Source organism: Nocardia sp. SSK8, from assembly GCF_037034205.1.
Lineage (GTDB): Bacteria > Actinomycetota > Actinomycetes > Mycobacteriales > Mycobacteriaceae > Nocardia.
This window is the reverse complement of sequence record NZ_JBAGKD010000008.1, coordinates 14,513-26,666: the sequence shown is the minus strand read 5'-3', so window position 1 is coordinate 26,666 and position 12,154 is coordinate 14,513. Positions and strand designations below refer to the sequence as shown.

At 69.9% G+C, this 12,154-nt stretch carries 15 protein-coding genes; 6 read left to right on the top strand and 9 right to left on the bottom strand.

The genetic code is table 11. The annotated features are described in order from the left end of the window. Positions 1-97 precede the first annotated feature (97 nt). Entirely contained in the window at positions 98-730 is a 633-nt protein-coding gene (locus tag WA675_RS16840; RefSeq protein ID WP_336085504.1) for a TetR/AcrR family transcriptional regulator, read from the top strand. Between the two features lie 97 nt (positions 731-827). On the opposite strand, the gene pafA is transcribed toward WA675_RS16840, so the two are convergent. From pafA to dop, 5 genes are all read right to left on the bottom strand, one after another. Further along, positions 828-2,186, bottom strand: coding sequence for a Pup--protein ligase (gene pafA / locus WA675_RS16835; protein ID WP_186817494.1), 1,359 nt, complete (start codon positions 2,184-2,186; stop codon positions 828-830). Between the two features lie 165 nt (positions 2,187-2,351). Next, positions 2,352-3,122: a proteasome subunit alpha gene (gene prcA / locus WA675_RS16830; protein ID WP_336085502.1), complete on the bottom strand. Its 771-nt coding sequence runs from the start codon at positions 3,120-3,122 to the stop codon at positions 2,352-2,354. Continuing rightward, a complete protein-coding gene (prcB, locus tag WA675_RS16825) occupies positions 3,119-3,895 on the bottom strand; it encodes a proteasome subunit beta (protein ID WP_442945643.1) in 777 nt (258 codons plus the stop codon). The genes prcA and prcB overlap by 4 nt, the downstream gene beginning before the upstream one ends. 65 nt (positions 3,896-3,960) lie before the next feature. Next, complete coding sequence (locus WA675_RS16820; protein ID WP_019047503.1) at positions 3,961-4,155, bottom strand: ubiquitin-like protein Pup; 195 nt, start codon at positions 4,153-4,155, stop codon at positions 3,961-3,963. A 120-nt stretch (positions 4,156-4,275) separates the two neighbouring features. After that, positions 4,276-5,775, bottom strand: a complete 1,500-nt coding sequence (gene dop, locus WA675_RS16815; protein ID WP_336085496.1) for a depupylase/deamidase Dop — start codon at positions 5,773-5,775, stop codon at positions 4,276-4,278. A gap of 203 nt (positions 5,776-5,978) precedes the next feature. On the opposite strand from dop, the gene WA675_RS16810 reads away from it, so the two are divergent. Then, complete coding sequence (locus tag WA675_RS16810) at positions 5,979-7,163, top strand: DUF418 domain-containing protein (protein ID WP_336085495.1); 1,185 nt, start codon at positions 5,979-5,981, stop codon at positions 7,161-7,163. Here the strand turns inward: WA675_RS16810 and WA675_RS16805 are convergent, their stop codons facing one another. Beyond that, positions 7,164-7,889, bottom strand: a complete 726-nt coding sequence (locus tag WA675_RS16805) for a TetR/AcrR family transcriptional regulator (protein WP_336085493.1) — start codon at positions 7,887-7,889, stop codon at positions 7,164-7,166. Between the two features lie 97 nt (positions 7,890-7,986). Between WA675_RS16805 and WA675_RS16800 the strand changes: the two genes are divergently transcribed. The 3 genes from WA675_RS16800 (at position 7,987) to WA675_RS16790 (ending at position 9,813) form a co-directional block, all read left to right on the top strand. Continuing rightward, positions 7,987-8,286 carry a DUF6412 domain-containing protein gene (locus tag WA675_RS16800; protein WP_336085492.1) on the top strand — a complete coding sequence of 100 codons (300 nt, stop codon included), beginning with the start codon at positions 7,987-7,989 and terminating at the stop codon, positions 8,284-8,286. 90 nt (positions 8,287-8,376) lie between these two features. After that, on the top strand, positions 8,377-9,252 hold the full coding sequence (yidC, locus tag WA675_RS16795; RefSeq protein ID WP_336085491.1) for a membrane protein insertase YidC: 876 nt from the start codon (positions 8,377-8,379) through the stop codon (positions 9,250-9,252). A gap of 9 nt (positions 9,253-9,261) precedes the next feature. Continuing rightward, positions 9,262-9,813, top strand: a complete 552-nt coding sequence (locus tag WA675_RS16790) for an NUDIX hydrolase (RefSeq protein ID WP_336085490.1) — start codon at positions 9,262-9,264, stop codon at positions 9,811-9,813. Here the strand turns inward: WA675_RS16790 and WA675_RS16785 are convergent. Further along, positions 9,803-10,111, bottom strand: a complete 309-nt coding sequence (locus WA675_RS16785; protein ID WP_336085489.1) for a hypothetical protein — start codon at positions 10,109-10,111, stop codon at positions 9,803-9,805. The two genes, WA675_RS16790 and WA675_RS16785, sit on opposite strands and share 11 nt — an antisense overlap. Positions 10,112-10,277: 166 nt before the next feature. Beyond that, entirely contained in the window at positions 10,278-10,646 is a 369-nt protein-coding gene (locus WA675_RS16780) for an arsenate reductase family protein (protein WP_336085488.1), read from the bottom strand. A 133-nt stretch (positions 10,647-10,779) separates the two neighbouring features. Here WA675_RS16780 and WA675_RS16775 point away from each other — a divergent pair, with 133 nt between their 5' ends. Next, the gene (locus WA675_RS16775; RefSeq protein ID WP_336085487.1) at positions 10,780-11,460 is read left to right on the top strand and encodes a peptidylprolyl isomerase; all 681 of its coding nucleotides are present in this window, start codon (positions 10,780-10,782) and stop codon (positions 11,458-11,460) included. 326 nt (positions 11,461-11,786) lie between these two features. Here the strand turns inward: WA675_RS16775 and WA675_RS16770 are convergent, their stop codons facing one another. Continuing rightward, positions 11,787-12,017, bottom strand: coding sequence for a hypothetical protein (locus WA675_RS16770; RefSeq protein ID WP_336085486.1), 231 nt, complete (start codon positions 12,015-12,017; stop codon positions 11,787-11,789). Between the last annotated feature and the right edge of the window lie 137 nt (positions 12,018-12,154).

The window sequence follows — 12,154 nt, the reverse complement described above, 5'->3', positions numbered from 1 at the left end:
CAGCACCGTAACCTAACGCCGTTCGGTTACGCAAGAGCCAGGTCGGCGATCGGTGATAGCGTTCCGACCCGACCCCGGAGCAGACGAGGAGTGGCGCATGGTGAGGCCGCGCGTACCGCTGTTGAGCCGCGAGCGCATCCGCGACACCGCGCTCACCCTGATCGACCGGGACGGCCTGGCCGAGGTCTCCATGCGCAAGCTGGCCGCCGAACTGGGCGTGCGGGCCGCCTCGCTCTACGGCCACTACCCGAACAAGGACGACCTCTTCGACGACATCGCGGCGGGCATCATGAGCCACGTCGACACCTCGGCCTTCGACACCCTGGCCTGGGACGACGGCCTGGCCGCCTGGGCGCGCAGCTACCGCGCGGCGCTGGTCGCCCACCCCAACTTCGTGCCCTACCTCGCCGCGGGCCCCGGCCGTCGCGCGGAGAACCTGCGCGCGGCCGACGCCGTACACGGCGGGCTGGTGGGCGCGGGCTGGCCACCGCGCTACGCGACCATGATCGGCGCGGCCACCCGCTACCTGGTGATGGGCGCCACGGTCGGCTCGTTCGCGGGCGGTTTCGCCGATGACGTGCAGGTCTACCGCGACCGCTATCCGCACCTCAACCAGGCGCACCTGCTGCGCGCGGTGGCCGACGAGATCGACGACGACAGCTTCGAGCTGGCGTTGACCTCGTTCATCGCCGGTCTGCGCGCCACCTATGCGAGCGTCGCCACCGGCTGACCGGCCGGTCCGGACGCACGACGGGACCGGTGGCGCCTACGCAATCGCTCCCTCGCGCCACCGGTCCCGTCGACATCCCCCCGTCTCGGGGGTTCGCCTACATCGAGGCGATCAGCCGGTCGACCCGCTCGTCGACCGACCGGAACGGATCCTTGCACAACACCGTGCGTTGCGCTTGATCGTTCAACTTCAGATGCACCCAGTCGACCGTGAAGTCCCGGCCCGCTTCCTGGGCGGCGGTGATGAAGTCACCGCGCAGCTTGGCGCGCGTGGTCTGCGGCGGGGTCTCCACCGCGGCGTCGACGGCCTCGTCCTCGGTGATCCGCTTGGCCAGACCCTTGCGCTGGAGCAGGTCGAACACGCCGCGACCGCGCTTGATGTCGTGGTAGGCCAGGTCCAGCTGGGCGATCTTGGGATCGGAGAGCTCCATGCTGTAGCGGTCCTGGTAGCGCTGGAACAGCTTGCGCTTGATCACCCAGTCGATCTCGGTATCGACCTTGGCGAAGTCCTGTGCCTCGACCGCGTCGAGGGTGCGGCCCCACAGATCCACCACCGCGTCGACCTGCGGATCGCGGTCGCGATTGCGCAGGTGCTCGACGGCGCGGGCGTAGTACTCGCGCTGGATCTCGAGCGCGCTGGCCTGGCGGCCACCGGCCAGCCGGACCGGGCGACGGCCGGTCAGATCGTGGCTCACCTCGCGGATCGCCCGGATCGGGTTGTCCAGGGCGAAGTCGCGGAACGAGACGCCCGCCTCGATCATCTCCAGCACCAGCGAGGCGGTGCCCACCTTGAGCATGGTGGTCGGCTCGGCCATGTTGGAGTCGCCGACGATCACGTGCAGGCGCCGGTACTTCTCGGCGTCGGCGTGCGGCTCGTCGCGGGTGTTGATGATCGGGCGTGAGCGGGTGGTCGCCGAGGAGACGCCCTCCCAGATGTGCTCGGCGCGCTGCGAGAGGCAGAACGTGGCCGCCTTGGGCGTCTGCAACACCTTGCCCGCACCGCAGATGAGCTGGCGGGTGACCAGGAACGGGAGCAACACGTCCGAGATCCGGGAGAACTCGCCCGCCCGCACCACGAGGAAGTTCTCGTGGCAGCCGTAGGAGTTGCCCGCGGAGTCGGTGTTGTTCTTGAACAGGTAGATATCGCCGCCGATACCCTCTTCGGCCAGGCGCTGCTCGGCGTCGATCAGCAGGTCTTCGAGGACCCGCTCACCGGCCCGGTCGTGGGTGACCAGCTGCACCAGGCTGTCGCATTCCGCGGTCGCGTACTCGGGATGTGATCCGACGTCGAGGTACAACCTGGCACCGTTGCGAAGGAAGACATTAGAGCTACGGCCCCAGGACACCACCCGGCGGAACAGGTACCGGGCTACCTCGTCGGGGGACAGCCGACGGTGACCGTGGAAGGTGCATGTCACACCGAACTCGGTCTCGATCCCCATGATTCGTCGCTGCACACCATCGACACTACAGCCATGAGCAGTGCCCGCGCGGCGCTCCGGACAACCCATCTGCATACGTGTTCACAACGATTCGGACAGCGTCACGCCCGGTCGGGCGCACGAGAACGGGCCCGCGAACCACGGTCGGTTCGCGGGCCCGGCACGATCATGACGGCGGGGCTATTTCCCCGCGTCGTCCTCGGGTTCGGGCAGCTTCGCCTCTTTCACGGCTTTCGCCTTCGGCGCACTGCCCAGTGCCTTCTCCAGGGCCGGGCCCTGCAGCCTGCGGAAGGCACGCCGCGGCCGCGCCTGCTCGAGTGTGGCCACCTCGAGCGAGGCACCACCCAGCGTGCGCTTGTCCTTGTCGGCCTCGGGCTGACCGGCCTGCAGGGCACCGATCGCCACCTTCAGCGCCGCGTCCAGCGACAATCCCGGCTTGTAGGCGGACTTCAGCGCGGTCACGATGGGCTCGGTGGTGCCACCCATCACGACGTACTCGCGCTCGTCGACGATCGAGCCGTCGAAGGTGATCCGGTACAGCACCGAGGTCGGCGACTGCTCCGGATAGCCCACCTCGGCCACACACAGCTCCACCTCGTAGGGCTTGAGCTGATCGGTGAAGATCGAGCCGAGGCTCTGCGCGTACAGGTTGGCCAGGCTCCGGCCGGTGACATCGCGCCGGTCGTACTGGTAGCCCTTGAGATCGGCCTGCAGGATGCCGCCGCGGCGCAGCGCCTCGAACTCGTTGTACTTGCCCACGGCCGCGAACCCGATGCGGTCGTAGAGCTCGCTGATCTTGTGCAGCGTCGCCGACGGATTCTCCGCGACGAACAGCACGCCCTTGTCGTACACCAGCACCACGACGCTGCGACCCCGGCCGATGCCCTTGCGGGCGAGCTCGGTCTTGTCGCGCATGATCTGCTCGGCGGACGCGTAGTAAGGCAGCGTCATGCGCTGGCACCCCCGTTCTGTGCGGCCGCCCGGTCGACCGCGATCGCCGTGGCGACCGCGGCGAGCCGATCCTCGGCCACCTCGACCGCACCGTCGGCATCGATCAGCATCACCGTCGGATAGATCCCGCGCAGCGGGTCGGGCCCACCGGTGGCGGTGTCGTCGTCGGCGGCGTCCACCAGCGACTCGACCGCGATCCGCAGGGCCCGTTCCTGGTCGAGACCGGCCTGGTAGGTCTTCTTCAGCGAGGACTTGGCGAACATCGAGCCGGAGCCGACGGCGGTGTAGCCGAAGCGCTCCTCACTGCGCGATCCCACCACGTCGAACGACACGATCCGGCCCGCCTTGTCCGGGTCGGTGACCTGGTCGTCGAAGCCGACGATCAGCGGCACCACCGCCAGCCCCTGCATGGCCGCGGGCAGATTGTCGCGGACCATCTTCGACAGCTTGTTGGCCTTGCCGTCGAAGGTCAGCGACACGCCTTCGATCTTCTCGTAGTACTCCAGCTCCACCGCGAACAACCGCACCATCTCCACGGCCAGCCCGGCCGTGCCCGCGATGCCCGCGGCGGAGAAGGTGTCGGTGATGTAGACCTTCTCCATGTCGCGCGAGGCCACCAGGTTGCCCTGGGTGGCGCGGCGATCACCGGCGATCAGCACGCCGCCCCGGTAGCTGACCGCGACGATCGTCGTGCCGTGCGGCGCGAAATCCGCGGCCGCGGTCAGCTCGGAAGCAGCGAACCTGTTGCTGGGCAACAGGTCCGGTGCATGCATCCGCAGGTGTTCGGTGAACGAGGAGAGAGCCTGCCCCGCGTGGAGGCGCAACGGATCACCTGAGGTCACTGGCCGCCCTTCTGCACGTAGGCCCGCACGAAGTCCTCGGCGTTCTCCTCGAGCACGTCATCGATCTCGTCGAGCAGGTCGTCGGTCTCCTCCGCCAGCTTCTCGCGGCGCTCCTGCCCGGCCGCGTCGACGCCCTCGGGGCCCTCGTCCTCGTCGCCACCCCCGGCGCGCTTGGTCTGCTCTTGTGCCATGGCCGCCGACCTCCTCTTCCTCATCACGATGTTCGTGCCAGTTCCTCAACCCTACCGAGCGGATCCGACAAGGTGGTCTATTAGCGATCGGATTGTCGCTGTCTCGTGCCGGGAATCGCCTCAGTGGGTGAGCTGTTCGACGAGTTCGGCGGCCGATTCCGCGGCGTCGAGCAGCTTGCCGACGTGGGCTTTCGTCCCGCGGCGCGGCTCCAGGGTGGGGATGCGGACCAGCGAATCGCCGCCGAGATCGAAGATCACCGAATCCCAACTGGCGGCGGCGATATCGGCACCGAACCGGCGCAGGCACTCGCCGCGGAAGTAGGCGCGGGTGTCGGTCGGCGGCTTGGTCATGGCGTCGAGCACCTGCTGCTCGCTGACCAGGCGCTTCATCGAGCCACGGGCAACCAGACGGTTGTAAAGACCCTTGTCCAGACGCACGTCCGAGTACTGCAGGTCCATCAGGTGCAGCTTGGGCGCGGCCCAGCCCAGGCCCTCGCGGCTGCGCATGCCCTCGAGCAGGCGCAGCTTGGCGGGCCAGTCCAGCAGGTTGGCGCAGTCCATCGGGTCGCGCTCGAGCAGGTCGAGGACCATCGCCCAGTTGTCGACGATGTCGCGCACGCGCGGGTCGTCGTTGCCCTCGCGGTCGATGAACTTGGCGACGCGCTCGTGGTAGAGCCGTTGCAGCGCAAGGCCGGTCAGCTCGCGGCCGTCGGCCAGCGCCACGGTGGCGCGCAGGCTCGGGTCGTGGCTGATCTGGTGCACGGCGGTGACCGGGCGGGCCAGCTGGAACTCCGACAGGTCCTCGCCCGCCTCGATCAGGTCCAGCACCAGGGCGGTGGTGCCGACCTTGAGGTAGGTCGACATCTCGGCCAGGTTGGCGTCGCCGATGATCACGTGCAGGCGCCGGTACTTGTCGGCGTCGGCGTGCGGCTCGTCGCGGGTGTTGATGATGCCGCGCTTGAGCGTGGTCTCCAGACCGACCTCGACCTCGATGTAGTCGGCGCGCTGGGACAGCTGGAAGCCCGCGTGGTCGCCGGACTGGCCGATGCCGACCCGGCCGGACCCACAGATGACCTGCCGGGAGACGAAGAACGGGGTCAGGCCCGCGATAATGTGGCTGAACGGGGTGTCGCGGCTCATCAGGTAGTTCTCGTGGGTGCCGTAGGAGGCGCCCTTGCCGTCGACGTTGTTCTTGTACAGCTGCAGGCGCGGGGCGCCGGGCACGCTCGAGGCGTGCCGCGCGGCGGCCTCCATCACCCGCTCGCCCGCCTTGTCCCAGATGACGGCGTCGAGCGGGTCGACGACCTCGGGCGCGGAGTACTCCGGGTGGGCGTGGTCGACGTAGAGCCGGGCGCCATTGGTGAGGATCATGTTGGCCGCGCCGACCTCGTCGGCGTCGATCACGGGAGCGGGTCCGCTCATCCGGCTCAGGTCGAAACCACGCGCGTCACGCAGCGGGGATTCCACCTCGTAGTCCCAGCGGGTCCGCTTGGCTCGCGGCACCCCTTCGGCGGCCGCGTAGGCGAGCACGGCCTGGGTGGAGGTGAGGATCGGGTTGGCCGTCGGCTCCGTGGGGGTCGAGATGCCGTACTCGACCTCGATTCCGATGATGCGCTGCATGCTGTCGAGCCTAGGCGACGCGCCCGGCCCACACTCGCATCTCGCTCCGAGCGCCCCTCCCGTCCCAGCTCAGCCCACCGCGCGCACCCGCGTGGAAGCGGTTCCGGCGCAGCGGGGTCGACCCGGGGGTCCACCACTGGGATGACCCGGGGTGGTCCTCGCGGGCGATCCGCCGGGGCGGCGGGCGCCGAGATACTCGGTCCATGAGCGAAACCCTGCAGCAGCTCGCCCCGGCGGACCGGCCGCGACCGGGGCGGTTGATCGCCCTGGACGTGCTGCGCGGCATCGCCATTCTGGGCACCCTCGGCACCAATGTCTGGATCTTCACCGACCCGGCCGGGCTCGTCGGCTATATCGACGGACTGGGCGCGGCCGCAGAGAACGGCTGGATGTGGTCGCAGCGGCTGTTGCAGCAGCTCGTGCAGGGCAAGTTCCTCGGCCTGCTCACGGTGATGTTCGGGATCGGGCTGGCCATCCAGCAGAGTTCGGCCCAGCGGGTGGGCAGGCGCTGGCCGGGCGGGTACCCGTGGCGGGCGGCCCTGCTGTTCCTCGACGGCCTGCTGAACTTCCTGCTCGTCGCGGAATTCGACGTGCTCATGGGTTACGCGGTCACCGGCCTGATCGTGGCCTACCTGCTGGCCACGAGCGAACGGGCGCAGCGGCGCTGGGTGATCGTCGCGGCATCGATCCATCTCACCCTGCTCACTCTCCTCGCCGTGGCCCTGGCCCTGGAACCCGGCGGCGACGACCGCGCCCCGTCCACGCTGGACCCGAATCCCTACGCGGACGGTTCGTTCTGGGATCTGGTGCTGTTCCGGCTCGACCACGCGCTCACGTTCCGGGTGGAGGCGATCTTCATCCTGCCGATGTCGGTGGCCCTGTTCCTGCTCGGCGCCCGGCTCTTCCGCGCCGGAGTCTTCCGGCCCGAGGGCGCGCGAATCCGCCGGTGGCTCATGATCGTCGGGTTCGGTGTCGCGGCACCGGTGGACTTCGTCGTCGGTGGCTTCCTACACGGCGATCTGGTGCTGTTCACCCGCTACGGCACCGCGCCGCTGGTCTCGCTGGGTATTCTCGCCGCGGTGGCGGCCTACTACCTGCGCAGGCCGCGCCTGGGGTTCGCGGGCGCCCGGCTGAGCGAGGTCGGCCGCACCGCGCTGAGCTGCTACATCCTGCAGAACCTGATCGCCGGAATGCTGTGCTACGGCTGGGGTCTCGGCCTCGCCGCGCGGGTGTCCGCCGACGCGCGGGTGCCGTTCACGATCGCGATCTACGTGGTCGTCGTCCTCGCGATCAGCGTCCTCGCCCACCTGTGGCTGCGCCGCTTCGAGCGCGGTCCGGTGGAGTGGCTGTGGCACCGGAGCTATCGCCTGCTGGCCCCGCGGGGCTGATCAGCGCAGGCGGTCCGCGGGCGGCGGCGCGGCGTCGGGGGCCACCAGCAGATCGGCGACCAGCGAGTCGCGCTGCAGCGGCACCCCGAGGCTGCGGGCATTGCCCTCGAACAGCGACAGCACCGATTCGGTGAGGATGCCCTGGATCTGCTCGGCGCCAAGGACCGGTTCCGGCTCGGCGCGCCAGCTGGCCACCACGCCGTCGACGAGCCCGACCATGCCGAAGGCCATCGGCCGGGCCCGGGCCGGGTCGATCCCGAAGCGGGCCAGGGTGGCGGCGAACATGTCGGCCAGCTGACCACCCACCTCGCGACCGGCGCCGGACAGGCTCGCCCCGCCCTCCTGCGGCGCCTCCCCCAGGAAGCGGTGCAGGTTCGGGTGTAGTTCGATCCAGTCCAGGTAGGTGCCGATGGCACCGCGCGCGGCGTCCTTGAGCGTGCCGGTGGGTTGCAGCGCGGGCAGCAGTTCGGCGAGCAGCAGTTCCAGGATGCGCCTGCGGGCCAGCGCGTCGAGTTCGGCGCGGCCGCCGATGTGGCGGTAGACCACCGGGCGCGGCAGCGCGAGGTGTTCGGCGATGAGCTGCACCGAGATCTCCACGCCGTGCTGTTCGATCACCTCGACGGCGGCATCGATCATCTCCGCGCGGCGGCGGGCCTTGTGCCCGTGCCAGCGCGTGGCGCGCCCGTCACCGACGGGCTGCTCGGCATGGGCGGAAGGTGCGGTCACAGCCCCTACGATACGCGTGCGGGAATTGTCCGTGACATGGTGTTCCACCAATCTCGCCGCCCGGGGGGGCTCCGCGGCGCCGGGTATGCTCGGCGGCATGCGGGAGCGGGCGACGGTGATGGCGTACGCGATTCTCGCGTGCCTGCTGCCCGCCTTCGTGCTACTCACCGTACCGGGCGGCGAGGACGCCAGGGCACTGGCCTTCGGTGCCGTCGCCGCGGCGATGGTCTGCGCGCTCGCCGCCGTCACCACGCAGGCGCGGCTGCCCGTGCGGGTCGTCACCACGGGCCCACCCCGCTCCGCCCAGCGCAGGCTGCGCGGCGCCTTCCTGCCGCAGAGCAATCCGGACGCCGCGGGCCGTCCACGACCCCGGGCACCGGGAGCCGATCACCGCTGACAGGCCGCTGTGGCGCGACCTGTCGGATTCCGTGATCCCCTCCCCCTTTCGCGTGCGTCCTCGCACGCCGTCCGGACAGGTCGTTCCGTCATGCTCGATATCGTCTATGTCCCCGTGTCCGCCCTGCTGTGGTGCTGGCACCGGCTCTTCGCCCTCCCCCTCGGCCCGGCCGACGGCCTGGCCTGGCTGCTGGCCGTGGTGGCACTCGTGGTCACCGTGCGCGCGCTGCTGATCGTCCCGTCGTTCCGGCAGGCCAGGTCACAAGTGGTTCTGCGCACGCTGCAACCACGCATCGACCGCCTGCGCAAGACCCACCGCGACGATCCGCGGGCCCAGGCCACCGCGATCCGCGACCTGCACCGTGAGCACGGGGTCCGCCTGTTCGCGGGCCTGCTCCCGCTCCTGGGCCAGGCGCTGGTGTTCCTCGGCCTGTTCCACGTGCTGCGTTCCTTCGACCGGACCGGCGCGTCGGCGATCGGCCCGTTCGCGTCGACCAGCTCGCCACTCACCGACGAGGCCAATCGCGCGACGGCCAACTACCTGTTCGGCGCCCCGGAGGTCGGCGCCTTCCTCGATGCGCGGCTGTTCGGCGCACCGCTGTCGGCCACGCTGTCCGGCGCGGGCGACGTGCTGATCTCGGTGGCCGCGCTGGCCGTCCCGCTGGCACTGCTGGCGGCCGTGGCCACCCATCTCACCGCCCGGTTCGCGCCGGTCGGCACCGACAGCACGGCCGCGGTGATGCGGACGCTGTCGCTGTGGGTGTTCCCGGCGGGCGCGCTGGTCAGCGGGGCGATCATGCCGGTCGCCGTGCTGGTCTACTTCGCCACCAACGCGGTGTGGACGTGCGGGCAGCAGTACGTCCTGCGGCGGGTGCTCGCCGCGGAGGCGAGCGCCGCGGCAGCGACTGCCACGGCGGCAGCGCGTGCCAGCGCACCGCGTCCGGGAGCGAAACCGCGCCGCCGCTAGTCTCGGCCGGTGTCCGCGCACCCCGAATCCGAACTGCTCGCCGTCTACGACGCCGCGGGCGCGGTGGTCGGTGCCGCCGATCGCGGCACCGTCTACCGCGACGGACTGTGGCATGCCAGCGCGGGCGTGCTGGTCCGATCCGGGGACGGCCGCCGGATCTACGCGCACCGGCGTACCGACAGCAAACTCGTCTTCGGCGGCCTGTACGACTGCCTGGCGGGCGGCGTGGTGGACGCGGGCGAGGATCCGGCCGACACCGCCGTGCGCGAACTGCGCGAGGAACTCGGCATCGCGCTGCCCGCGGGCACCCGGTTGCCGTTACGCGCGAGCGCGTCCTGGGACGGCGAGTGGGCGGGCCGTCCGCTGCGCTGCCACCTGTTCGGCTACGAGGTGCGTCACGACGGTCCGGTGCGCCACCAGCCCTCGGAGATCGCCGAGGGCTGGTGGTGTGAGATCGCCGAACTCCGCGCGCTGCTGCGGGATCCGGCCCGGCCGTTCGTCCCCGACACCCGGCTGCTGCTGCCCGGCCTGCTGCCCGACGACATCGGGATCACCAGGTGAGCACCTGCCAGGTCTGCATGCTGAACGGCAGGTCGCAGGCCGTTTCGGAGTGGAAGCCACCGAACGCGGGCTGGCCGTAGCGCTCATAGCTGCTGAACCAGTTCCACCAGGCCCAGCAGGTCACCCGCACCTGATGCCAGACCGGGTCACCGCACTGCGAGAACGCGCCGGTGCCCGCGATCGGGTTGACCGAACAGTGCCCTGGCGGCTGCGCCTGGACCGGCCCGGCGAGCAGGGTCGAGGCACCGATGAGCCCGGCGGCGGTGACGCCGACGGCGAGCTTGCGAAGCGATTTCATGACTACCTCCCATGCGTGGAGGTCCCGCACTCGCACCCGTCGGCAGATCCACGCTCGGTTCGATATCGGCCTCGGGACACCACGTCCCGCTGATGTGACCTACATCATGAGATTCGCGTACGACGTTACGTCCGTGCCCGAATGGTTATCTTCGGGCAACCGCCGATCAATCGAGCGCGCGCAGCGATTCGGCATCCCTGGCGACCACCGCGCCGCCGTCGGCGGTGAGCACGATCGGGCGCTGGATCAGCTTCGGATGCTCGGCCAGCGCGCCGAGCCAGCGGTCGCGATCGGCCGGGGTGCGCCCCCAGCTCGCCAGGCCGAGTTCCTTGGCGATGTCCTCGCCGGTCCGGGTGATGTCCCACGGCTCGGCGCCCAGCCGGGCCAGCACCGCGCGCAGTTCGGCGACGGTCGGCGGGTCGTCGAGATAGCGGCGCACCGTGTAGTCCACGCCGGTGGCGTCGAGGTGCGCGGTGGCGGTGCGGCTCTTGCTACAGCGCGGGTTGTGCCAGATCTCGGTGTGCCCAGACGTCATGAGCCCCAGCCTAGTAGCCCGTCGTGCTGCGGCCTCGTGACGATCCGGTGGTCCCCGCCCGTGTGACGGCGGCTACTGGCAGGATGCGCGGTACATCGTCCGGTTCCACCCAGCCCGAGGAGACACCGTCAAGGTGAGCAGCCATTCGCAGGACCGATCCCTCCGCCGCACCCTGTTCGGCCTCGCCGCCGCCGCGGCGACCCTGGTGGCCGTGGCACCGGCCGCCCACACCGCGCCTGTCCAGCAGACGGTCGTGCCCGGCTGCTCCCCCGCCGTCGCGGGCGAACCCAACGGCAAGCAGTGGCCGGTCGAGCCCGCGCTCACCATCGACCCCGCGGCCGCGTACACCGCGACCCTGGAGACCACCTGCGGCACGGTGACCGTCGATCTCGACGCCGCCGCCGCGCCCCGCACGGTGAACTCGTTCGTCTTCCTCGCGGGCGAGGGCTATTTCGACCACACCCGCTGCCACCGCCTCACCACCGAGGGCATCTACGTGCTGCAGTGCGGCGATCCGACCGCGACCGGCCGGGGCGGCCCCGGCTACCAGTTCACCGACGAGAACCTCGCGGGCGCGGTCTATCCGGCGGGCACCGTCGCCATGGCCAATGCCGGGCCGGGCACCAACGGCAGCCAGTTCTTCCTGGTCTACCGCGACACCCAGCTGCCGCCGAACTACACCCCGTTCGGCCGCGTCACCGCGGGCCTGGACGCGCTGACCACCATCGCCGACGCGGGCGTGGTCGGCGGCGGGCCGGACGGCACCCCGGTCGCCGATGTCGTCTTCGACGCGGTGACCACCGCGCAGGGCTGAGAAACGACCGAGGGCCGCGACACCCGGTGGGGAGTCGCGGCCCTCGGCGCGGCTGGGGGGATCAGCCCGCGCTGATCGAGCTGAACAGGTTCTGGATCGTCAGCAGGATCACTTCGGTCAGGAAATCAGCGGCCGAACCGGTCATGGCAAACACTCCTCGGGTACAAGTCCTCATCAGGTGAGACGAACATGTGAAGCATGTCCTATCCACTCTGCTGGGCGCAGCGTTTTCGCGAAAAATGGCGGGTGACCTCGACCGGACCGGAAAGACGGATCGGCCCGGCCGCCGCTCGGCTGCCGGACCGATCCGCTCGGACGACGCGCCGCTAGACGCAGCCCGTCTCGCCGAGTTCAGCCGCCGCTTCCGCCGACAGTTCGACCTCCGTGCCGATCGCGACATGCAATTCCGTGAGCGTGGCGTCGGTCAGCTCCGCCTGGAGCGCGCAATCGAAGATCTCTTCGGTCACTGCGATGGGCTCCGCGTTGGCCATTCCCGCACCGAGGACGGAAAGGGTGGCGAACGCGACAGCGAAGGCACCGGTCTTGACAGAACGCATGAAGTTGCTCCTCAAATTCGTAGTTGGATACTGCATTTCGGAGACTGCCATCTTGCGCTGACGACTCTAACACGATCGGAAATATCGTCAACAGCATTCTCTCAATTAATTCTGCGAATAATTTCTACTATCGGGAC

Bases quoted from the DNA above. Each gene is read 5' to 3' on its own strand.
- WA675_RS16770 (WP_336085486.1), bottom strand. From the start codon at position 12,017: ATGCGTTCTGTCAAGACCGGTGCCTTCGCTGTCGCGTTCGCCACCCTT.
- WA675_RS16780 (WP_336085488.1), bottom strand. From the start codon at position 10,646: ATGACGTCTGGGCACACCGAGATCTGGCACAACCCGCGCTGTAGCAAG.
- prcB (WP_442945643.1), bottom strand. From the start codon at position 3,895: ATGCATGCACCGGACCTGTTGCCCAGCAACAGGTTCGCTGCTTCCGAG.
- WA675_RS16785 (WP_336085489.1), bottom strand. From the start codon at position 10,111: ATGAAATCGCTTCGCAAGCTCGCCGTCGGCGTCACCGCCGCCGGGCTC.
- yidC (WP_336085491.1), top strand. From the start codon at position 8,377: ATGCTCGATATCGTCTATGTCCCCGTGTCCGCCCTGCTGTGGTGCTGG.
- dop (WP_336085496.1), bottom strand. From the start codon at position 5,775: ATGCAGCGCATCATCGGAATCGAGGTCGAGTACGGCATCTCGACCCCC.
- WA675_RS16840 (WP_336085504.1), top strand. From the start codon at position 98: ATGGTGAGGCCGCGCGTACCGCTGTTGAGCCGCGAGCGCATCCGCGAC.
- WA675_RS16800 (WP_336085492.1), top strand. From the start codon at position 7,987: ATGCGGGAGCGGGCGACGGTGATGGCGTACGCGATTCTCGCGTGCCTG.
- prcA (WP_336085502.1), bottom strand. From the start codon at position 3,122: ATGACGCTGCCTTACTACGCGTCCGCCGAGCAGATCATGCGCGACAAG.
- WA675_RS16820 (WP_019047503.1), bottom strand. From the start codon at position 4,155: ATGGCACAAGAGCAGACCAAGCGCGCCGGGGGTGGCGACGAGGACGAG.
- WA675_RS16810 (WP_336085495.1), top strand. From the start codon at position 5,979: ATGAGCGAAACCCTGCAGCAGCTCGCCCCGGCGGACCGGCCGCGACCG.